The organism is Planococcus sp. RAB007_Raresut (genome assembly GCF_057369535.1).
Genome location: NZ_JBXYIF010000005.1, coordinates 117037 through 136581, shown reverse-complemented (window position 1 = coordinate 136581; position 19545 = coordinate 117037). Strand labels below are relative to the sequence as shown.

Genomic DNA, 19545 nt, shown 5'->3' with positions numbered 1-19545 from the left:
TATGAAATTATCATTTATGCTGGATTGTTGCTTCTCTGTCATTTTGTAGATTTATTTAGGGTGGTAGAATTTAATGATAATATTGTCTAAGTGATAAATTTGTGATAAAAACATTTTTTTAAGGAGCACCCTATGAACATACAATTTACAAAAACACCTCATCTGACACCTCTTTCTTTAAGCGGACCAAAAGCTCAGGAAATCACTTCCATCGTTTATAACTCAGTGGAGACAAAAAAAGGATCCGCTTTCTTTTGTGTGACCGGAGAAAATACTGACGGCCACTTATATATTGGAGAAGCAATCGAAAAAGGCGCATGCGCCATTATCGGAACGAATAAAGAGATATTGGATAAGCACTCCGATCTGTTTCCTCAAGTGACATTTTTAGAAGTTGAAGATTCAAAGGTTGCTATGGCACACATTTCCAATTACTTTTATGGTAATTCACAAGATCGGTTGATTAAGGTCGGGGTTACAGGAACTAATGGGAAAACCACAACGGCAACATTCGTTTACAGCCTTTTTAAGTTATTGGACATGCCTTGCGGATTTTTAGGCACTACCGGTATATGGTCTTCAACCGCCAAGCTTGCTTATAAGAAAAGCACACCAACTACCCCCCTCTCTTCTGATATACATAATATCTTTTCGCAGCTTGCTGCCCAAGGGGACGTCGCCGCTGCAATGGAAGTCTCATCTATTGCGTTGGATCAGAAAAGGGTGGAAGGAATCGTATTTGATGTGGCAATCCACACCAATATTTCAGAGGAACATATGGAATACCATAAAACTTTTACTCATTATCTCCAATCAAAACTGGAATTATTCCGGCAAGCAAAATCGGCTGTCGTCAATTTGGATGATGCAGGCATGTCTCGGGAGATTTTGGAGATTGCACAATACCCATGTATCACATACAGTGCTGACCCGAATTCCGAAGCGGATCTGATTTGGGGAGACTGCCGGACATTGGAGGAGGGCTTGGCATTTAGTTTAGTTTATCAAGGCATTACGCGAGAGGTTCAAGTTCCCATCTTCGGTGAGTATAATGCCGGCAATCTGACAGCAGCGATTGCCGCGGCATTATTGGCAGGCAAGTCCATCGAAGAGATATTATCTGTTTTGCCTGATATGCCTCAGGTGGAAGGGCGGTTCCAGGTTCTTGCCGGACCTGAAGGCAGAAAAATAATCCTCGATTACGCCCATACGCCGGTAGCCATTGATCTAGTGTTGAAAGAAGCGAAAAAACTGCCGCACCGCCGGCTCATCGCGATGATTGCGGGTATCGGAATCAGGGACTTTTCCAAGATGCCCAAAATGGCGAAAGCATCGGAAGGCAAAGCGGATACGATCATCGTAACGGTGGACCATCCGGGATACAACGACCCCAACGATGTTGTGGATGCTGTAGTTAAAGGCTTCACAGTCCCTTATAAACAGCAAGTGGTGACGGCTCCTTCACGAAAGGATGCTGTTATTGAAGCGTTGAAGGCAAGCGGACCGGAAGACATTGTCCTGTTATCGAGCGGCTGCATCAACGGTGCTCAAATTATCAAGGGTGAATATATTCCGCATTCGGATGAAGAGATTATTGAGGAATTCTTTTTACAGCAAAATTAATGGGTTTTATACCGGCTTTTCCTTTGGAAAAGTCGGTTCTAGGCTGTAGAAATATAATCTACTTGAATCATTTCGCCGCCTGCTGCTACATTTTGCATCTTTAAAAAAAGGATATACTTCTCTCAGTAAACCAAAATGTCTAACCTCTCTCTTTATAGAAAGCGATTCTGAGATATGGAGCAAAACAGCGAGACTCCCAAGGGAGCAGAAACGGAGTTGGCTTTCCAACTCCGTTTCGAGTGAAGTGCTGAGATCCACTCGGGCGAAGGGAACTGAGGCCGAGTTAGCTCAGTGCGAGCCCCAAGGAAAGCGAAGCTGTTTTGCGGAATGTCGGTTGTTGAAATATATTTTTTTCATAAGACTTAAAGTGGCTTTTCTTATAGATAAGTCGCTTTTTCACGTTTTTTTGTGTTTAATAGAAGAGAAGGTTTAATTAGACATAAGAATTGGAGTGAATGGAATGCAATATCGTACAGAGAAAGACACCATTGGTGAAATTCAGGTTGAAGCCGACAAAATGTGGGGAGCTCAGACACAGCGCAGTGTCCAGAACTTTGCCATCGGCACTGAGCGTATGCCGCATGAAGTGGTAATTGCGTTTGCCCAATTGAAAAAAGCGACAGCGAAAGCTAACCATAAGCTTGGAAAACTGTCTGAAGCGAAGATGAAAGCGATCGAAACTGCAGCCAATGAAGTAATCGAAGGCAAATGGAATGATCATTTCCCATTGGTTGTTTGGCAGACAGGCAGCGGAACGCAGTCGAATATGAACATGAACGAAGTTCTGGCACGCCGCGGAAACGAAATTTTAGCGGAACAGAATTCCGAAGAAAAACTTCATCCAAACGATGATGTAAACATGTCCCAAAGTTCAAACGACACTTATCCGACTGCTATGCACGTTGCGGGCGTATTGGCTGTAACTGAAACATTGATACCGGCTGTTCAAAAATTGAAAACGACTTTGGCTGAGAAATCGGAGAAATTCGATGACATCATCAAAATCGGACGGACACATCTTCAAGATGCAACGCCGTTGACATTAGGCCAGGAAATCAGCGGCTGGAAGCATATGCTGGAGAAAAGTGAGCGCATGATCAGCGAAAGCGTAAATTATATGCGTGAATTGGCAATCGGCGGTACAGCGGTAGGAACAGGCATCAACGCAGATCCGAAATTCGGCGGCTATGTGGCTGAATTCATCGCGGAAGCTGTTGGTTCTGAGTTTACTTCAGCTGAAAATAAATTCCACGCTCTGACAAGCCATGACGAAATGGTTTATACGCACGGCGCCATTAAAGCACTAGCGGCTGACGCAATGAAAATTGCGAATGATGTACGTTGGCTTGCCAGCGGACCACGCAGCGGCATCGGTGAAATTACGATTCCAGCTAACGAGCCAGGAAGCTCCATCATGCCTGGGAAAGTTAACCCGACACAAAGTGAAGCGTTGACGATGGTGGCTGCACAAGTAATGGGGAATGACGCGACAATCGGTTTCTCTGCCAGCCAGGGGAATTTCGAATTGAACGTGTTCAAACCGGTCATCGCTTACAACTTCCTTCAATCAGTTCGATTGCTGGCAGACAGCCTGGTAAGCTTTAACGATCACTGCGCAGTGGGCATTGAAGCGAATCTGGATGTCATCCAGAACCATGTGAATAATTCATTGATGCTCGTAACTTCATTGAATCCGCATATCGGCTATGAAAAAGCGGCAGCAATTGCCAAACAAGCACACAACGACGGCTCAACATTGAAAGAATCTGCTGTGAAGAGCGGACATCTGACAGCTGAGCAATTCGACGAGTGGGTTAAACCAGAAAACATGGTTGGTAAATAAGTAGAAATTGGAGTGGCCGGAACCGTTTCCGGCCGCTTTTTTTTATGTTTGCAGGACGAGGAAAGGGTTTATTCCTTAGTTGTCGAAGTTTATTAAACAGGAAAGAATTTACGGAAGAGGTGCATTATGCAAAAAACATTTGTGATGTCATGGAGCGGCGGAAAGGATTCCGCGCTTGCGTATTACCGGGCAGTGCTGGAAGGCAATGTCCCGGTGGCTTTACTGACCATGTTCGAGGAAGACGGATCGAAATCGAGATCGCACGGACTGCCGCTCGAAATACTGGAAGCGCAGGCGGAACGGATGGGGTTGCCCCTGGAAATCGGAAAAGCAGACTGGAATAACTATGAGAAGGAGTTCATCCATCTTTTAAAGAATTTTAAAAGTGGAGGCATCGATATGGGCGTGTACGGTGATATCGACCTGGAAGATCACCGGGCTTGGGTACAGAAAGTCAGTAAGGAAGCGGATATCGAAGTCAGCCATCCGCTATGGGGGGAACCTCGGCGCAAGTTGTTGGAGGAATTGATCGCGGAAGGATTCAAAGCCGTGATTACGGTAGTTGATACGGCACGAATGGATCCGAAATTCCTCGGCAGGGAATTTACACTGGAATTGATCGAAGAGCTAGAGGCACTCGGAATCGATGCATGTGGTGAAGAAGGTGAATTTCATACAGTCGTAATCGACGGACCAATATTTGTCGAAGCGGTTCCGGCAGTATTTGGCCAAGTGATTGAAGCAGGTCAACATCGCGTTCTGGAAGTGAAACTTCAATAGGAGGAGTGGAAGCCATGATTCAATTTGTAGGGGTTGAGGAAATCCATATTCGCCAGATGTCCGCTTTATTGGCAAAAAGACATGAAAAAGAACGGAAAGTATTTCCTTATCTGCCATCCGCCTTTGAGGAAATCGATGAAGCGGAATCCGTAATCCGTCACCAGCTGGAAAAGCCTTATGTCAGCGGCATCGCAGCGTTAAGGGGGATTGACGTCATCGGCTATCTCTTATATGAATTCAAAGAAGATACTGACCGTGGCCGATATGTCCATATAGGCTATGAATCCATAGCCATCAGCGACAAAGAGCATCCGAACCTGCTGCGCCTGCTGTATGCGGATGCTGGGGCGGAATGGGTTAAACATGGTTTTTCACACATATCCTCATGATTCCATTAGGACAGCAACTATTGGTTGATCAATGGCTGGAGCAGGGATTCAGTTATGAACAGAAATATGCCATCCTGTCATTAACGGATTTTGAAGCTGAGGAGAAAGAGGCGCCCGGCAAACTGAGGATCCGAAGAGGCAAACAGGAAGATGCGGAACTGCTGAAAAAAGTGGCTTTATGGAACAGTATACATCAGGCTGCCGCCCCGTCCTGGCTTCCCATTACCAAAGAAACGATGGAGGGCATTAAACGCAGTTATATGGATTTATCGGAGGATAAAGAAGCATATTTGTGGATTGCGGAACTGGGTGAACGCATCGCTGGCTTCCATGTCTATTTCAGAAAAGAAGAAGGGTTGAGTCTTTCTGTGCCTCCGAACTGTGCCGTGTTGCCGGCAGCTTCCACAAATCCGGATTTGCGGGGGAAAGGCATCGGCCGTGCACTTGCCAATCACTGCTTTACAGAACTGAAAAAAGAAGGTTTTGATTACATTTATGCGGATTGGCGCACCCCCAACCAACTAGCTTCGTATTTTTGGCCACGGCTTGGCTTTGAACCGTTCATGGTGAGGATGTCGCGGAAAATAGATCCGAGAATTGCGTGGGCGCAAGGCATCTAACGGGAAAATTAATAATAATTCGCCTCTCAAAACATAGTGGTCCCAAGGGTTTTCAGTTTACTTAGAGCCTGTATATGATACAATTACGACCATTATGATTGAAAGGGGAATGAATTTTGACTAAGAAAATGCTATTAAGCCTATTGATCGGTGCCTCAGTTTTGGTGACAGCGGCATGCGGCAATGCGGATGAAAATACAAATGAAGAAGAAACCGCGACAGAGGAACAAGCGACAGAGGAGCAAGCTCCTGAAGAAAATGGTGAAACAGCTGAGCAGCCGGAAATGCCAGAGCCTGATTTAGAAGGCGTACCTGATGTTGTCGCTGAAGTGAACGGCGAAGAAATCAAGAAAGAAGAGTTTGAAAATGCATACGTAGGCCAGTTCCAGCAGATGGCTATGCAGGCACAAATGTCCGGCCAGGAAGTTGATCAAGCGCAATTGAAAGAACAGATTGCTGAAAGTTTGGTCAGTCAGAGACTATTGGTTCAGGAAACAGAAAATCGTGAAATCGAAGCTTCTGAAGAAGAAGTCAATGAAACTTTGACTGTATTGGCAGAACAAAATGGCATGGCGTCATCCGATGAATTTTTAGCCGCTCTTGAGGAGCAGGATCTTTCAGAGGAAGAAGTCAGAGACCAAGTTGCGTCACAAGTGAAAGTGGATAAATTGATTGCTGAAGAAACAGGGGACACTGAAGTTTCAGAAGAAGAACTTCAAGAGTTCTATGATCAAGTGAAAGAACAGCAAGAAGAAATGGGCGGCGAAGAATTACCGCCGCTTGAAGACATCCAGTCAGAACTTGAAGCGCAGCTATTGCAGCAAAAAGAGAATGAAGCAGTTCAGGCATTAGTTGCTGAACTTCGCGAAGGTGCGGAAGTCACAGTTAATATTTAATGAAAAAAAGAACCAGGTCCCCGTAGCGGGGGCCTGGTTCTTTTTGTCGTTCTGTATTTAAATCGTATCGGCATTTTGAATCAGGTTCAAAAACTGTTTCGTCCGTTCTTCTTTCGGATGATCGAAAATCTGCTGCGGTGTACCGCGTTCAATGATACGGCCCGCGTCCATGAACAAGACTTCATCCGCTACGCCTTTGGCAAAGCGCATTTCGTGCGTGACGACTACCATGGTCATGCCTTCGAGAGCGAGTTCTTTCATTACCTGCAGCACTTCTCCGACAAGTTCCGGGTCAAGTGCTGAAGTCGGTTCATCAAAAAGCATCACTTTCGGTTCGAGCGCCAGGGCTCGGGCAATGCCGACGCGCTGCTGCTGGCCGCCGGAAAGCTGGAAAGGATATTCATTCATTTTTTCTTTTAGTCCGACTTTTGTCAGTAATTCTTCCGCTTTCGCACGTGCTTCAGCCCGGTCGATTTTCTGTACGGTGACAGGACCTTCCATGACATTTTCTAAAGCGGTCATATGCGGAAAGAGGTTATAATGCTGAAACACCATAGCGGACTGTTTTCTGAATTCCATTATTTGTTTCTTGGGCAAAGGCTTCGAAAAATCAGCCATGTGACCGTCAATGGCCACTGTTCCAGCGGTAGGCGTTTCCAGGATATTCAGGCAGCGAAGGAATGTCGTTTTGCCGGAACCGGAGGGACCGATGACTACGACAGCCTGGCCTTTCGCTACGTTAAGGTCTATGCCTTTCAAAACTTCGAGATCTCCGAAGCTCTTGTGCAGATTATTTATGGCAATCATAGGAGTCTCCTTTCTGAATTTATTGGGTTCATATTAAGCTTTTGATACATAACGGTCAAAACGGTTTTCCAAGCGTCCTTGTACCAGTGAGAGAAGGAAGCAGAAAATCCAGTAAAGCAGGCCAGCCTGTGAATACAACAGCAGGAATTCATAGTTGAAAGCAGCGATTTCCTGTGCCCGGCGGAACATCTCCGTTACAAGGATGAACGAAGCAAGAGATGTATCCTTCACTAAACTGATGAATGTATTTGATAAAGGCGGGATGGATACACGCGATGCCTGTGGAAGAATGATCCGTTTTAATGCCTGGCTGTATGACATGCCGATTGTGTTGGCTGCTTCCCACTGGCCTTTTGGAATCGACAGGATCGCCGCCCGGATGACTTCAGAAGCATAAGCGCCAACGTTCAGAGAAAAACCGAGGATGGCTGCTGTAAAAGGTTCCAATGTAATGCCGACTGTCGGAAGCCCGTAAAACAGGATGGACAATTGTACCAATAAAGGTGTTCCGCGGATGATGGAAACGTAAATCCGCGCGACGATTTGAAAGAACTTCACTGTGGAAATTCGGGCCAATGCCGTTAATGTAGCCAGGATCAATCCGATTGTGAACGAAATCAAAGTCAAAGGAATCGTGTACTGTATTGCTCCCTCCAACAAAGGAAGGAACGATGACTGGGCAATGTCCAGTAACCGTTCCAATCTTTCGGGATTTGTGAAAATACTATTCAAGTACATTTTCGCCAAACCATTTCTGTGAAATTTCATCGTACGTGCCGTCTTCGATCATATCCGCAAGTGCTTTGTTCACTTCATCTACGATAGCGCCACTGTCTTTTCTGAATTGCAGTCCGCTTTTCGAAGCGTCATCTGATTCATCAGCAATCTGGATGGGTGCATCCGGACGCTGATTCAAGAAGTCCAGTACAGAAATTTTATCGTTTACAGTTGCGTCAACACGATCTGATACCAATAATTCGATAGCCTGGTTGAACCCTTCAACACCTGTCAGTTCAGCGCCGTACTCTTTTGCGATGTCTGCATAGTTACTTGTCAGTGACTGAGCTGAAACTTTGCCTTCCAAATCTTCAAACGATGTAATTTCTGTTTCATCTTTGCTTGTCACCAAGACTGCTGCCGAAGTAATGTATGGATCTGAAAAATCATAACTCTCCAATCGGTCTTCACGGATACCGACCTGGTTTGCCACCATATCGAATCGTCCGGAATCCAAACCTGCGAACATTCCGTCCCATTGTGTTTCTAGGAATTCTGCTTCCACGCCAAGACGTTCAGCTACTTCACGGGCTATTTCAACATCGAAACCTGTCAATTCACCGGATTCGTCATGGAAAGTAAATGGAGGATAAGTTCCTTCAGTTCCAACCAGCAATGTGCCTTCTTCCTGTACTTTCGTCAGTAAATCTTCAGATGAACCGCTTGCTTCCTGGTTCTCCTCGGTAGTTGTATCTTCTGATGAATCTCCGCAAGCGGCTAGCAAAAGAACTGCTCCGAGCACCATCAAAATGAATAAAAGTGATTTCTTCATAGTTTATCTCCCCTAATTCTTATAGTTTTTATCGGCTTTAAAAGTTTTGCTGTTTGAGTATAGCATCTTGTTCAGTTCCGCTCAATTAAAGATTCTTCAAAAAGCAAAAAAAAAATAAGAAGCACCTCCTGAATGGAGAAGCTTCTTATCTATATTATTTTCCGATGTTATCAAGCGCCTGTTTGACTGTACTGAAAGCAGTGGCAGATGAAATTTTAATATTGCTGTTGATGGCGACCTGCACGAGTTCCGGGCGAAGTCCGGTGATGACGACATTTATACCCATTATCCGAAAAACCCCGCCGATATGGTGCAGTGATTCCGCCACATGGCGATTGATCGTCAGGACACCGGAGAAATCCAGAATCACATAATCGACATCCATCGCAGCAATTTTAGGTATGACCGTATCCATGATGAAGGTGGCTCTGTCTTCGTCTATATAGCCGATCAGAGGGATCACCACCACTTCATCATGGATAGGAACGATTGGTGCTGATAATGAAATCAGTTCTTCCTGCAATTCTTGTCTCGATTGTTCAGATAGTTCCTCGAATGCAAAGACAGTTTCACTGAGGCTGACATCAAGTACCTGATTGATCCCTTTTAATACAGTCGCCGTATCCGCCGTAGAAAGGCCGATATTGAGGCTGATGCGGGTCACTATTTCTGTGGCTATATCGCGGGTCAAAGGGTAACGTACAATGATGTCGGAAAGTTTGCCCTCGCTGCTTACTTGCATCTGGGCGTTGTTTTTACTCCACTCGATTAAATGTTCTGGTATAAAGTTTTCATCTTCGTTTCTTAACGATTCGCTGTAGAAGCCCAAAAGCTTTACATACATGGATAAAGCCATCTCTTTTTCCTCTTCTGATATTACCGGCTTGCAGCGGTCCACCACATATTCGACTATTTCTCTGGAAATTGAATGAGCGTTTTCAGAGATATAAGAGGAAAACTGATCGACATTTGACATATCCTTCACACCTTTACTTGAATTCATAATTTAAGTATAGCCTAAATATGTAAAAGGTGGGCTTGAATCCAGAGTTTTTACTGTCAATTTAATGACAATAAAGAAAAGCGGAAGCGCCCGTTAAGCTCTGAAAGGCATAAGACAGAACAGCAGAGTGGCGCTCTTTGCCACGGGAGCTGGATTGGCTTATGACCCGAAGAGCTGGGCGCTGGAATCTAGACAAAAGAAAAAACCGACAGAAAAATCCTTTTCTGTCGGCACGTTGGAATTGGAAGATCATTCTTTGCGGAACACCCAGGCACGCTGAGCTACAAATCCAAATATGAAGAGGATTGTATCCACCAGCACCTTTAGAATAACTTCTCCGCGTCCAAGCCATTCTGCGTACAATAAATGGACAGAGCCCGCCGAAGTCAGCATGATGAAAGCGGCTAATACGAAATAACGGACCAATGATTTCCTCGACCCCTGCTTAAAGACTTTATTTCGGTTGATGTAGTAATTGAATAGGGAGGACAGGATACGGGCGGCGATAGTAGCTATTATGATGAACATTTCTGGCGCCGGATCCCTGAGCAATTGAATGAATATCCAATATAATCCGATGTCGAGTATAAAGGAAGCTCCCCCTGATAAGCCGTAGAAGATAAAAATCTTATAAATATGGAATGAATCCCTCAAAGGATTGAAGTGAGAAGACTTATTGTCATCGATATAGACGGTTTCAATCGTCACTTCCGAAACTTCGATTTCATTTTTCCGCAAGGCGGCGAGCACATTCATCTCATATTCGAAACGTTCGCCTTTGACCTCCAATAATTGCGGAAGGTATTTAACAGGAATGCCTCTTAACCCGGTTTGGGTATCAGTGAGCACAGTGCCGGTCGACAGCCTGAATAATAACCGGGTGAAGCGATTGCCGAAACGGCTTCTGAAGGGAATGTCCTTTTTGCTGAAATCTCGGGCGCCTAGGACGACTTTGTCCGGGGTATCCTGCATTTGCTTTGATAATTTCACCATATCACTGGCCAAATGCTGCCCATCCGCATCAGCTGTTATGACGGCCTCAAAAGGAAACTTATTTTTAAGTATGTATTGAAAAGCTGTTTTCAGTGCCCGGCCTTTCCCTTGGTTGGCGGCATGTTTTAAAACCGTTACTTCTTTATGTGTTTCAAGGGAATTGAAAATATGTGTGTGCTCGTTGCCGCTGCCGTCATTGACGACGATGATTCGTTCAAATCCCGCGCGGATGATCTTTTCGACAGTGTTCAGGCATTTTTGATCAGGTTTGTATGCTGGAATAATAATCGCGTATTGATTCACACATGACCTCCTTTCCGGTTCTGCTGATACGCAGAAATTACCCCGATTTGTGAATCCCCTGTACGGTTAAGTAAAGTGCTGGATATTCATATATATATATAAGAATACCCAAGCAGAGATGCTTTCACACAGCATCTTAAGGAAATCTTCAGAAACCTGCTTCATAATTATTAAGATTTTCTACCTATACTGATGTTATCAGGGAAAGGGGAATAAAGAATGATACAAATAAAAGATTTGCAGCATCATTTTAAAATTGGAAAAAAAGGGAACGAACGGCGTGTGCCTGTATTAAAAGGTCTCACACTGGAAGTAGGAAAAGGAGAAATAGTCGCGATTCTCGGCAAAAGTGGCTCAGGGAAATCGACTTTGCTTCATATATTGGCGGGCTTCATGTCGCCTGAAACGGGATCCGTCGTGGTCAATGGCCAGGAAACCGCTGCTTTAAAAGAATCGCAGCAAGCGAGCTTCCGATTGGAAAACTTCGGTTTCATCTTCCAGAATTTCCAGTTGATGCCCGGTCTGAGCGCTTTCGAAAACGTCGAATTGCCTTTAAAAATCAAAGGCATGGCTGAAGCGGAACGCAAAATGAAGGTTCAGAAACTGCTTGAAAAAGTCGGACTCGAAGAAGTGGCTGGCCATTATCCGAACGAACTTTCCGGAGGGCAACAGCAGCGCGTCAGTATCGCAAGGGCGCTGATAACGGATGCACCAATCATTCTGGCGGATGAGCCGACCGGAAGTTTGGACTCGGAAACGGAAAAAGAGATTCTATTGCTGATTCAATCATTGAATAAAAAACTGGGGCTGACGTTCGTTATTATCACCCACGATGAAGAAGTGGCGTCTGTGGCTGACCGGCAATACCGTCTGCACGACGGTGAATTAGTGAAAGGGGAGCAGCGGCATGCAGTTTAAGGATCAGATCGACTTTATCAGACAGCATATGAAACGCAATAAACTGCGCGTCGCTACTACGATTTTAGCTGCCACAATGGGCTGCGCTTTTCTGATTGTCCTGGCCTCAGTGGGCTTTGGCCTGCACCAGACCATTACGGATGACGTTCTGGACAATAATATGGTGACGCAGATTGAAGTGGCGGGCAAGTCGGACGGAGAGACAGATATTTCTCCCGCGGACATACCGGATGCGGAACTTCAACAGATCAAAGAAAAGGAACATGTAATAGCAGTAGTGGAACGCAACCAGCCTGAAGCGGAAACAGAAATTGTGATCGGTAATCGCAGTACATATTCCCAGGTTGTGCTATCCAGTATGGAAGAAGAACAGAAGGCGGGATTTGCTTTATCGGAAGGAAAGATGCCGTCTAAAGCTGAAGAAGTCATAGTCGGCTATCATATGGCGGAACGACTGCTGACAGAAGCGGAAATGGAGAAGGAAGCCAACGGCGAAGAGGTGGCTGGCTTTGCCGGCAGCCTGATCGGTCAAACCGTGGAATTGAAACTGACGCCATTCACGGCTGAGGGCGAAGAAGCAGTTGAACCATTAACATGGGAATTCGTTGTAACAGGCATTGCCAAAGAACCTGCAAAGGACTGGATGACCGATGTTACATTCTACGCCGACAGTTCTTGGGGGCCAATATTCAATGAAGAATTGGGTCTGGAGAAAGGATATGAGAATATCCTGGTGTATGCTGATGAGCTGCAGAATGTCGGCGGGATAACTGATGCCTTGAAAGAAGATGGTTATTACGTCTATTCCGTAACGGAAGAGTTAGGTACGATGAATGTATTCTTTACTGCATTGAAAGCCGGTCTTATTTTCGTAGGTACGATTGCGGTACTGATTGCTTCCATCGGTATTTTTAACACGATGACAATGGCGGTTACAGAACGGACGCGTGAAATCGGAGTCATGAAAGCGATTGGCGCACAGCCGAAACTGATCCGTAAATTATTCCTCATGGAAAGTGCGGCGATCGGTTTGATCGGTACAGCTTTGGCTGTCGCTATTTCATATGGCATTAGTATACTAGCGAACTGGCTGGTTCCAATCATTATTTTGAGCTCATTGGGTGAAGAGGATGCCAGCGGAATTTCGATTGTCATCTCCACAATTCCGTGGCAATTGGTCGTAATTGCATCTGCTATCAGCATCGGAGTGGCGATGGTGTCAGGCTGGCGCCCGGCACGAAAAGCGACACAGATTGATATCATCCAAGCATTGAGACAGGAAATGTAATAGGGTAAAAAGAAAAGCGCGCTCCCAGCCGGGAGCGCGCTTTTTACTATTTGTCGACTACTTTGAAATCGATTTCGGCATGTATTTCGTAATCTGTTTTATTGCCGTCAGGCGCTTCTGTATAAAAATCAGCATAGCCTTCAACTACATAATAGCCCTCTGGAAATTGTTTATTCATTATATCTTGGGTGAACTCAATATATGCTTCGTCCTCCTGGTTGCTGTAACCACCGCTGCCGGTATATTGTCCTCGAAGAGGCTCACCTTTCGTGAGGGTTGTCGTTATCAACGGTTCTTCCATTCCATAATGAATTTCATAGTCTCTTGTCTTTTCCTCCATTGGGAAGTGGAAATGGGAAGCGGCATGGTATATATCGATGGTTGCCTGATCTCCAATATATTCAAGTTCAGCATAAATCTCTACAGGGCCTCCGCTCTCATATTCTTCTTTTTCAGAAACAAGGCGGTAAATAAAATCACCATCGGCTGCAGACGCTTCCGTGTTCTTGACCGAAAAATCCTCAAGGGAATCAGCGGTTCCGGAAGAGTTCTCTTCATCCGTGCCACAGGCGGTGAGCATCAATAGGATCAAAGAGAAAAGAAGATAGTTGTGAAGTTTCATTCTAAAACACCCCTCTTTATTGAAGAAGACGTAGTGGCGGGGAATTAGTTACACTCATTCTTCCATCGTATCTTCTGGACGCCAGCCCTTCTGCAGCTCGCGGATCGACAATCCGAAAGTCATTTCAAGATGGGGATAATCCTTGAACCGGTTCCAATCTCCGCCCCAGTCGAAGCCGAGGTCTTTGCCGATTTCCGCCACTTCAAACCAATCAGACCGGGTGTTGCCGTTATCGTCGCGTTCAATATCCCAGACGACCGAACCGTCGTCGAGTTTTAAAGCGAAATCGATGGCGAGCCCATAATTATGATAAGATTCGCCCGGTTCCGCATAAGTCACAATATTGCCGTCTGAAGTGCGGCCTTGCTGGTGCAGGGCATCCTGCTCCTCGAAAGAACGGAATCCGTCTGTGATGACAATATCGATGCCGATTTCTTCGGCCGCCTCCACCAGTTCACGGCTCCTTTCCGCCACAATCGGATGCAGGGAATCAGGCAACGGGCGGGATTCCAATTCTTCACAGAATTCAATTTCACGCTGAATCCAAATAAACAAAAAACCGCCAAGCAGCAAAAGAAAAAGTATTGTAAATGCGGTTTTTGCGTGTTTCACTAGCCATCACCTCTTATAGGTTTTATTTTATCAAAAATCGTGGGAACAGTATCCTCTGAAAGAATTTGGTACGATAGAAGCAACAACGCTAAGGAGGAATACATATGGTAATAGAGTTGATGAAATCGCATGCTTCAGTGCGTGATTATAAAGAAAAGCAATTAACAAGAGAAGAAGTGGGAGAACTGATCGGAGCTGCGCAATATGCGGCGACATCACATTTCGTCCAGGCTTATTCAGTGGTTTGGGTGACAGATCCGGAGAAGCGCCGGAAACTTGGCGAACTGTCGAAAAATCCGAAGCAGATGGAAGGCGCCGGCGCGGTGTTCTTGATGTGCGCGGATTACAACCGTTTGAAGCACGCTGTTGAAATGCAAGGAGAGTCGATTGTATTCGACCAGGCTGAAAATCTGCTGGTCGCTGTTACGGATGTTGGCTTGCTGGCCCAGAACCTGGCGCTTGCGGCGGAATCGAAAGGTTACGGCATCTGCTATATCGGCGGCGTCCGCAATAATATGGAAGCAATCAGCGAGCTGGTTGGCTTGCCGGAAGGCGTTTTCCCCGTGTATGGTTTGACGGTCGGTGTACCGAATGAAAGCAACGGCGTGAAACCGCGCCTGCCGGTGGAAGCGATTCTGCATGAAAATGATTACGACGAGAAGAAATACGAAACAATTTTGCCGGAATACGACAAGAGCATCCAGGAATATTACGGCAGCCGCGGTTCCAATCAAAAGACAGCGACTTGGTCTCAGCAAATGGCTAATTTCTTGAATAAACCGCACCGTCCGGATATTAAAGAAGTATTAGCGAAAAAAGGATATAGTTTTAAATAAATCTCCAAGGAGGGCGACACGATGAAACTTGCGATATTCGGAGCCACGGGCAGAGTCGGGAGCGAAATTCTGAAACGCGCTTTGGAAGACGGACATCAGGTGTCAGCGCTGCAGCGTTCTCCCAAACTCGACAAACACCCGAATCTCGAAACGGTATTCGGCAATGTAAGAGAAGGGAAAGATATTGAACGCACGATAGCAGGGGCAGATGTGGTCTTCAGCGCATTGGGAACTGATAAGACGACCACTTTAACGGATGCTTTGCCGTTTATCATCGAATCAATGGAACGGCATGGCATCAAACGGATTATCACGATCGGGACAGCTGGTATCTTAAATAGCCGGCTTGAAGAAGGCAAGCTCCGCTACCAGGGGGGCGACTCGAACCGCAAATTGACTTTCGCAGCCGAAGAGCATGAAAAAGCTTATCGTCTGCTGGAGAAATCAAATCTGGAATGGACGATCGTCTGTCCGACATATCTGCCGGACGGAGAAGCGAAAGGCGGATACCATGTCGAAAAAGACTTTCTGCCTGAAGGCGGCAAGGAAATCAGCACCGGTGACACCGGGGAGTTCGCCTATCAGCAATTAGAGGATTCCACTTTTGTCAGGAGCCGTGTCGGTATAGCTTATTGATGATGAAACAGCCTGCGATTTTGGGGCTGTTTTTGTTTATGCCCAACTTTCGTCAGAATACGCCCAACTTTACTCGAAATACGCCCAACTCGCCAAAGCAGCCGAAAAAAACCGCTCAGGCAATAAGTGCCTGGGCGGTTTACAGCTTGTTGGGAAAGAACATCAATGCAGAAATCGATATTACGCAAAACAGCTGCGCTTTCCTGGGGGCTCGCGCTGAGCTAACTCGGGCTCGGTTCCCTTCGCCCGAGTGGATCTCAGCACTTCGCTCGAAACAGAGTTGGCTGCCCAACTCTGTTTCTGCTCCCTTGGGAGTCTTCGCTGTTTTGCTCCATATCTCAGAAGCACTTTCTATAAGCAGCAATTTAGTAATTCACTAAGAAGTGAGAAAGCTGATACCCGGATTCTACACAATATTAAAATGAAGCGGCAGACGGCGAAGGGCAAAGATGTGCTCCTGCATCGCTTCGCTGCTTCGTCGCATAGACTTGTCCTCGCAAGCTTCGGCCAATGTCTTTCCTGCTGGATTCAGAGCGAGTCCTGAGACCCCGCAGGGAAGGTTTGACCGAACAGCATTCGGTCGAACCTTTGCGACGAAGCGCTGGCGCTGCAGGAGCATCGGTTTTCGAAGCGACTGAGGAGGCTCAGGCAGCTCCCAGCGGAAAGCGTCCGCCTGAAGCGAAATGATTGGAGAATAGGTAGTTTCTCGACAGCCAGAAAACCGCCCAGGCAATAAGTGCCTGGGCGGTTTAGTTTTTTCAGTTTTAATATTGTTGGGAAAAAGTGTTTCTGTGTCTAGACTCCAGTGGCCCAGCTCTTCGGGATATAAGTCAGCCAAAGGCTGCTCCTGCATCGCTGCGCTGCTTCGTCGCAAAGAGATTGGCCCAAAAATCTGGGCCATCTCTTCACTGTCGCTTTTCTTTATTAAGCTGTAACATCCCGTTTACTGAACGTCAGATAGCTGATCGCCATGAAAATGATGAAATACACAATCAGCACAATCACGGACATCGTCATCGTAATATCCTCAACCGGCATAAAGCCTGTATAATATTGCGTCAGGTCTGTATGCGTAAAGAGGTAGTATTTGACGATTTCGTAATCTGCCAGCAGGAAAACGGCCTGGATACCCGTGAACATCAGGAAGATCGACAAGCCGATGGCAAGCGAACTGGAACGGAAAACGGTGCCCAGCATAAACGCGAATGTGCCGATAATCCAGACGCTCGCGAAACTGAGCGCAAGCATTTTAAGACCTTCCAGCCAGAACGATCCTTCAACGACTTCGGACCCGTTCCACGTAAGGAATATACCGTCACCGATGCCAAAAAAGATCAATCCAGCGAGTGCGGTCACGATGAATAACACAATCGCCAGCAGAATCGCATACAACATCGTTGCGATATATTTTGAGGTTAAAATCTTCCAGCGTTTCACCGGGCGCGTCAGCAGCATCTTGATGGTGCCCTGTGAAAACTCGGAAGCCACAATGCCGCCGGCGACAATGACAGTGAACAAAGTGACGACTGACATCATGATATGCGATTCGATAACACCTTGCTGCATGGTATCGTATGCATAAGGAGGCAGATCATTCGCGAGGCGGTGCTCGGAAATGGCCACTTCTCCTTCATAATACTCGCGCTGCGCATCACTCAGCTCGGCGTCCTCCAGCATGCTCATATTATAAGCCATTTCACTGGCTTCAACTTGTTGCCAGTTTTCGGGATTTTCAATGGGCATTGCTGTGTTTACCCATTTGGTGATGCCTGCAGTTCCGAGCAATATAAAAGCCAGTAAAATGATCATGATCCAGGATGACTTGCGGCTCCATAATTTCATCCATTCATTTTGTATGAGCTTGAGCAATGTCTCCACCTCCTGTCATTTCGAGGAATTGATCTTCCAAAGTTGCTTTGAAAGGCTGTACAGCAAATATAGAAATGTTCGCGTTCACGAGGATTTTCACTGCCCCGGGAATATGTTCCGCTTCTGTTTCGACCAATAATCCACCATCAAATTGTGAAACAGGAAAACCGATGCCAGCGAGTATTTCTTCCGCTGCAGCCAGAGGTTCAACTTTGAAAAGGAAGCGGGATTGCTGAAGCTCTTTGACGTTTTTGATATCGATTAATTCACCGTTTTGGATAATGGCGATCCGGTCGCATAACAATTCGATTTCCGACAGTAAATGGCTGGAAACGAATACAGCTACGCCGTTCTCGCGTGCAATCTTCTGTAAATACAGCCGGAATTCCCGGATACCCGCAGGATCCAGTCCATTGGTGGGCTCATCGAGAATCAGGAATTTGGGGTCATGAAGGAGGGCCTGCGCTAAACCGAGTCGCTGCCGCATGCCGAGTGAATACGAACCGACTTTTTCATTGATTCGGTTTTTCATGCCAACTTGCAGAATTACTTCATCAATCCGTTTTTTCGAAATGCCTTTATGCATCCGCGAAAAATGGAGCAGGTTCTTATAACCCGACATGTATTTATACATTTCCGGGTTCTCAACGATTACACCGACTTTTTCAATGCTTTCTTCAAAACTGTGCTTCACTGATTTTCCATCGATCAGCACATCGCCTTCAGACGGCTTCATCAGACCGACCATCATCCGGATCGTCGTCGTTTTACCGGCTCCGTTTGGTCCCAGAAATCCGGTGATCTGGCCTTTGTACAAATCGAGATTCAAGTTCTTGATGATTTTTTTTTTGCCGATTGTCTTTGACAGATTTTTAATCTGCACCAATGCCTGTTCACTCATCCTGCCGCACCTGCTTTCGTCAGATTTGTCATCCATTCTACTGTATCCATTCCCGTTTCTCCGCGGATTTCATCCAAATGCCTGTGTGCTAAAACCTTGCCGCCTTTCAATAAAACCAATTCATCCAGCAGAATTTCCACTTCTCGGATTTCATGTGTTGATAAGATCAAGGTCTGGCGCTCGAGGTCTGTAAACCGGATCAATCCTTTGATCAAATCGCTCCGCACCATCGGGTCGAGTCCGGAGAATGGTTCGTCCATTAAATAATAACGGCTTTCACGCCCTAAAGTTGCAGCCATTTTTGCCCGGCCGCGCATGCCTTTCGACAGGTTTTTCATCTTCGAAGAAAGCGGCACTTCCAGGAAATCCAATACTTCCTTTGCCTTTGTTTCATTGAAATCGGCGAATTGGCTCTTATAATAGGAGAACAATTGGCCGACGGTAAAATAAGAATAGAACATATCGGCATCAGGAAGATAGGCGATTCGCTCAGCATCTTTTCGGGAGACCGGCTTCCCGTCAATCAGAACAGATCCGCTGCCGATTTTGCTGACACCTGCGATCGCTTTCAGCAGAGTCGACTTGCCGCTGCCATTTTCACCCGCGATGCCGATGATTTTTCCTGGTTCAAGGCGCAAATTGATGCCGTTCAGGGCTTTGGTGGATCCATACGCTTTTTTTACGTTGTTCAGTTCAATCATTTTATTTCCCTCCTGACGAGTTCCACAATTTCATCCTTCGAAAAACCGTAAGCTTCCACATTGGCTATGAACGATTTCACTAAATCCTCTTTTTTACTGTCGCGCAGCAGCTGCAAGCGCTCTTCATTTTCAGTTATGAATGAACCCTGGCCGCGCCTTGTTTCTGTAAGCTCCATCGATTCCATCTCCTTATAGACCCGTTGCACGGTATTGGCGTTGACGCCGACGTCGATTGCATATTCCCGGACAGAAGGAAGTTTATCACCGGGTTTTCTTAAACCGCGGATGATATCTCCGGAAAGGCGGTCGATCAGCTGCTGGTAGATCGGTTTGTCTTTTTCAAAATCAAGCCCCAT

Annotated in this window: 22 protein-coding genes; 10 read left to right on the top strand and 12 right to left on the bottom strand. The window is 46.1% G+C overall.

Annotated elements, in window-relative coordinates; genetic code table 11:
- The first annotated feature begins 132 nt into the window (after nucleotides 1–132).
- The 6 genes from AC2Q9J_RS11375 (at nucleotide 133) to AC2Q9J_RS11350 (ending at nucleotide 6151) form a co-directional block, all read left to right on the top strand.
- Nucleotides 133–1623, top strand: a complete 1491-nt coding sequence (locus AC2Q9J_RS11375) for a UDP-N-acetylmuramoyl-L-alanyl-D-glutamate--2,6-diaminopimelate ligase (RefSeq protein ID WP_499039973.1) — start codon at nucleotides 133–135, stop codon at nucleotides 1621–1623.
- 460 nt (nucleotides 1624–2083) lie between these two features.
- The gene (gene fumC, locus AC2Q9J_RS11370) at nucleotides 2084–3466 is read left to right on the top strand and encodes a class II fumarate hydratase (RefSeq protein ID WP_499039971.1); all 1383 of its coding nucleotides are present in this window, start codon (nucleotides 2084–2086) and stop codon (nucleotides 3464–3466) included.
- A gap of 126 nt (nucleotides 3467–3592) precedes the next feature.
- On the top strand, nucleotides 3593–4246 hold the full coding sequence (locus AC2Q9J_RS11365; RefSeq protein WP_499039969.1) for a Dph6-related ATP pyrophosphatase: 654 nt from the start codon (nucleotides 3593–3595) through the stop codon (nucleotides 4244–4246).
- 14 nt (nucleotides 4247–4260) lie between these two features.
- Entirely contained in the window at nucleotides 4261–4635 is a 375-nt protein-coding gene (locus tag AC2Q9J_RS11360; protein ID WP_499039968.1) for a hypothetical protein, read from the top strand.
- Between the two features lie 20 nt (nucleotides 4636–4655).
- Nucleotides 4656–5255, top strand: coding sequence for a GNAT family N-acetyltransferase (locus tag AC2Q9J_RS11355; protein WP_499039966.1), 600 nt, complete (start codon nucleotides 4656–4658; stop codon nucleotides 5253–5255).
- A 116-nt stretch (nucleotides 5256–5371) separates the two neighbouring features.
- A complete protein-coding gene (locus tag AC2Q9J_RS11350) occupies nucleotides 5372–6151 on the top strand; it encodes a SurA N-terminal domain-containing protein (protein WP_499039964.1) in 780 nt (259 codons plus the stop codon).
- A 57-nt stretch (nucleotides 6152–6208) separates the two neighbouring features.
- On the opposite strand, the gene AC2Q9J_RS11345 is transcribed toward AC2Q9J_RS11350, so the two are convergent.
- The 5 genes from AC2Q9J_RS11345 to AC2Q9J_RS11325 form a co-directional block, all read right to left on the bottom strand.
- Nucleotides 6209–6958, bottom strand: a complete 750-nt coding sequence (locus AC2Q9J_RS11345; protein WP_499039962.1) for an amino acid ABC transporter ATP-binding protein — start codon at nucleotides 6956–6958, stop codon at nucleotides 6209–6211.
- Nucleotides 6959–6991: 33 nt separating this feature from the next.
- Complete coding sequence (locus AC2Q9J_RS11340) at nucleotides 6992–7696, bottom strand: amino acid ABC transporter permease (protein WP_499040466.1); 705 nt, start codon at nucleotides 7694–7696, stop codon at nucleotides 6992–6994.
- On the bottom strand, nucleotides 7683–8507 hold the full coding sequence (locus AC2Q9J_RS11335; RefSeq protein WP_499039960.1) for an amino acid ABC transporter substrate-binding protein: 825 nt from the start codon (nucleotides 8505–8507) through the stop codon (nucleotides 7683–7685). Before AC2Q9J_RS11335 ends, AC2Q9J_RS11340 begins: the two co-directional genes overlap by 14 nt.
- 154 nt (nucleotides 8508–8661) lie before the next feature.
- On the bottom strand, nucleotides 8662–9483 hold the full coding sequence (locus tag AC2Q9J_RS11330; protein WP_499039958.1) for an STAS domain-containing protein: 822 nt from the start codon (nucleotides 9481–9483) through the stop codon (nucleotides 8662–8664).
- A gap of 276 nt (nucleotides 9484–9759) precedes the next feature.
- Entirely contained in the window at nucleotides 9760–10806 is a 1047-nt protein-coding gene (locus AC2Q9J_RS11325; RefSeq protein WP_499039956.1) for a glycosyltransferase, read from the bottom strand.
- A gap of 219 nt (nucleotides 10807–11025) precedes the next feature.
- Between AC2Q9J_RS11325 and AC2Q9J_RS11320 the strand changes: the two genes are divergently transcribed.
- Both AC2Q9J_RS11320 and AC2Q9J_RS11315 read left to right on the top strand, forming a co-directional pair.
- Complete coding sequence (locus AC2Q9J_RS11320; RefSeq protein ID WP_499039954.1) at nucleotides 11026–11724, top strand: ABC transporter ATP-binding protein; 699 nt, start codon at nucleotides 11026–11028, stop codon at nucleotides 11722–11724.
- Nucleotides 11714–13012 (top strand): ABC transporter permease, encoded by a 1299-nt coding sequence (locus AC2Q9J_RS11315; RefSeq protein ID WP_499039952.1) that lies wholly within the window; start codon nucleotides 11714–11716, stop codon nucleotides 13010–13012. The genes AC2Q9J_RS11320 and AC2Q9J_RS11315 overlap by 11 nt, the downstream gene beginning before the upstream one ends.
- Nucleotides 13013–13058: 46 nt before the next feature.
- Here the strand turns inward: AC2Q9J_RS11315 and AC2Q9J_RS11310 are convergent, their stop codons facing one another.
- Nucleotides 13059–13634, bottom strand: a complete 576-nt coding sequence (locus AC2Q9J_RS11310) for a hypothetical protein (protein WP_499039951.1) — start codon at nucleotides 13632–13634, stop codon at nucleotides 13059–13061.
- Between the two features lie 54 nt (nucleotides 13635–13688).
- On the bottom strand, nucleotides 13689–14246 hold the full coding sequence (locus tag AC2Q9J_RS11305; RefSeq protein ID WP_499039949.1) for a M15 family metallopeptidase: 558 nt from the start codon (nucleotides 14244–14246) through the stop codon (nucleotides 13689–13691).
- A 104-nt stretch (nucleotides 14247–14350) separates the two neighbouring features.
- Here AC2Q9J_RS11305 and AC2Q9J_RS11300 point away from each other — a divergent pair, with 104 nt between their 5' ends.
- On the top strand, nucleotides 14351–15082 hold the full coding sequence (locus tag AC2Q9J_RS11300) for an NADPH-dependent oxidoreductase (protein ID WP_499039947.1): 732 nt from the start codon (nucleotides 14351–14353) through the stop codon (nucleotides 15080–15082).
- 21 nt (nucleotides 15083–15103) lie between these two features.
- A complete protein-coding gene (locus tag AC2Q9J_RS11295) occupies nucleotides 15104–15718 on the top strand; it encodes an NAD(P)-dependent oxidoreductase (RefSeq protein ID WP_499039946.1) in 615 nt (204 codons plus the stop codon).
- A gap of 406 nt (nucleotides 15719–16124) precedes the next feature.
- Here the strand turns inward: AC2Q9J_RS11295 and AC2Q9J_RS11290 are convergent, their stop codons facing one another.
- From AC2Q9J_RS11290 to AC2Q9J_RS11270, 5 genes are all read right to left on the bottom strand, one after another.
- Nucleotides 16125–16556: a hypothetical protein gene (locus AC2Q9J_RS11290; protein WP_499039944.1), complete on the bottom strand. Its 432-nt coding sequence runs from the start codon at nucleotides 16554–16556 to the stop codon at nucleotides 16125–16127.
- A gap of 86 nt (nucleotides 16557–16642) precedes the next feature.
- Nucleotides 16643–17596, bottom strand: coding sequence for a DUF2705 family protein (locus tag AC2Q9J_RS11285; protein ID WP_499039942.1), 954 nt, complete (start codon nucleotides 17594–17596; stop codon nucleotides 16643–16645).
- Nucleotides 17565–18488 carry an ABC transporter ATP-binding protein gene (locus AC2Q9J_RS11280; protein WP_499040464.1) on the bottom strand — a complete coding sequence of 308 codons (924 nt, stop codon included), beginning with the start codon at nucleotides 18486–18488 and terminating at the stop codon, nucleotides 17565–17567. The genes AC2Q9J_RS11285 and AC2Q9J_RS11280 overlap by 32 nt, the downstream gene beginning before the upstream one ends.
- Entirely contained in the window at nucleotides 18485–19189 is a 705-nt protein-coding gene (locus AC2Q9J_RS11275) for an ABC transporter ATP-binding protein (RefSeq protein ID WP_499039940.1), read from the bottom strand. Before AC2Q9J_RS11275 ends, AC2Q9J_RS11280 begins: the two co-directional genes overlap by 4 nt.
- Nucleotides 19186–19545 (bottom strand): GntR family transcriptional regulator, encoded by a 360-nt coding sequence (locus AC2Q9J_RS11270; RefSeq protein ID WP_499039938.1) that lies wholly within the window; start codon nucleotides 19543–19545, stop codon nucleotides 19186–19188. The genes AC2Q9J_RS11275 and AC2Q9J_RS11270 overlap by 4 nt, the downstream gene beginning before the upstream one ends.

Bases quoted from the DNA above. Each gene is read 5' to 3' on its own strand.
- AC2Q9J_RS11375 (WP_499039973.1), top strand. From the start codon at position 133: ATGAACATACAATTTACAAAAACACCTCATCTGACACCTCTTTCTTTA.
- fumC (WP_499039971.1), top strand. From the start codon at position 2,084: ATGCAATATCGTACAGAGAAAGACACCATTGGTGAAATTCAGGTTGAA.
- AC2Q9J_RS11365 (WP_499039969.1), top strand. From the start codon at position 3,593: ATGCAAAAAACATTTGTGATGTCATGGAGCGGCGGAAAGGATTCCGCG.
- AC2Q9J_RS11360 (WP_499039968.1), top strand. From the start codon at position 4,261: ATGATTCAATTTGTAGGGGTTGAGGAAATCCATATTCGCCAGATGTCC.
- AC2Q9J_RS11345 (WP_499039962.1), bottom strand. From the start codon at position 6,958: ATGATTGCCATAAATAATCTGCACAAGAGCTTCGGAGATCTCGAAGTT.
- AC2Q9J_RS11340 (WP_499040466.1), bottom strand. From the start codon at position 7,696: ATGTACTTGAATAGTATTTTCACAAATCCCGAAAGATTGGAACGGTTA.
- AC2Q9J_RS11335 (WP_499039960.1), bottom strand. From the start codon at position 8,507: ATGAAGAAATCACTTTTATTCATTTTGATGGTGCTCGGAGCAGTTCTT.
- AC2Q9J_RS11330 (WP_499039958.1), bottom strand. From the start codon at position 9,483: ATGTCAAATGTCGATCAGTTTTCCTCTTATATCTCTGAAAACGCTCAT.
- AC2Q9J_RS11320 (WP_499039954.1), top strand. From the start codon at position 11,026: ATGATACAAATAAAAGATTTGCAGCATCATTTTAAAATTGGAAAAAAA.
- AC2Q9J_RS11315 (WP_499039952.1), top strand. From the start codon at position 11,714: ATGCAGTTTAAGGATCAGATCGACTTTATCAGACAGCATATGAAACGC.
- AC2Q9J_RS11310 (WP_499039951.1), bottom strand. From the start codon at position 13,634: ATGAAACTTCACAACTATCTTCTTTTCTCTTTGATCCTATTGATGCTC.
- AC2Q9J_RS11300 (WP_499039947.1), top strand. From the start codon at position 14,351: ATGGTAATAGAGTTGATGAAATCGCATGCTTCAGTGCGTGATTATAAA.
- AC2Q9J_RS11295 (WP_499039946.1), top strand. From the start codon at position 15,104: ATGAAACTTGCGATATTCGGAGCCACGGGCAGAGTCGGGAGCGAAATT.
- AC2Q9J_RS11280 (WP_499040464.1), bottom strand. From the start codon at position 18,488: ATGAGTGAACAGGCATTGGTGCAGATTAAAAATCTGTCAAAGACAATC.
- AC2Q9J_RS11275 (WP_499039940.1), bottom strand. From the start codon at position 19,189: ATGATTGAACTGAACAACGTAAAAAAAGCGTATGGATCCACCAAAGCC.
- AC2Q9J_RS11270 (WP_499039938.1), bottom strand. From the start codon at position 19,545: ATGGGGCTTGATTTTGAAAAAGACAAACCGATCTACCAGCAGCTGATC.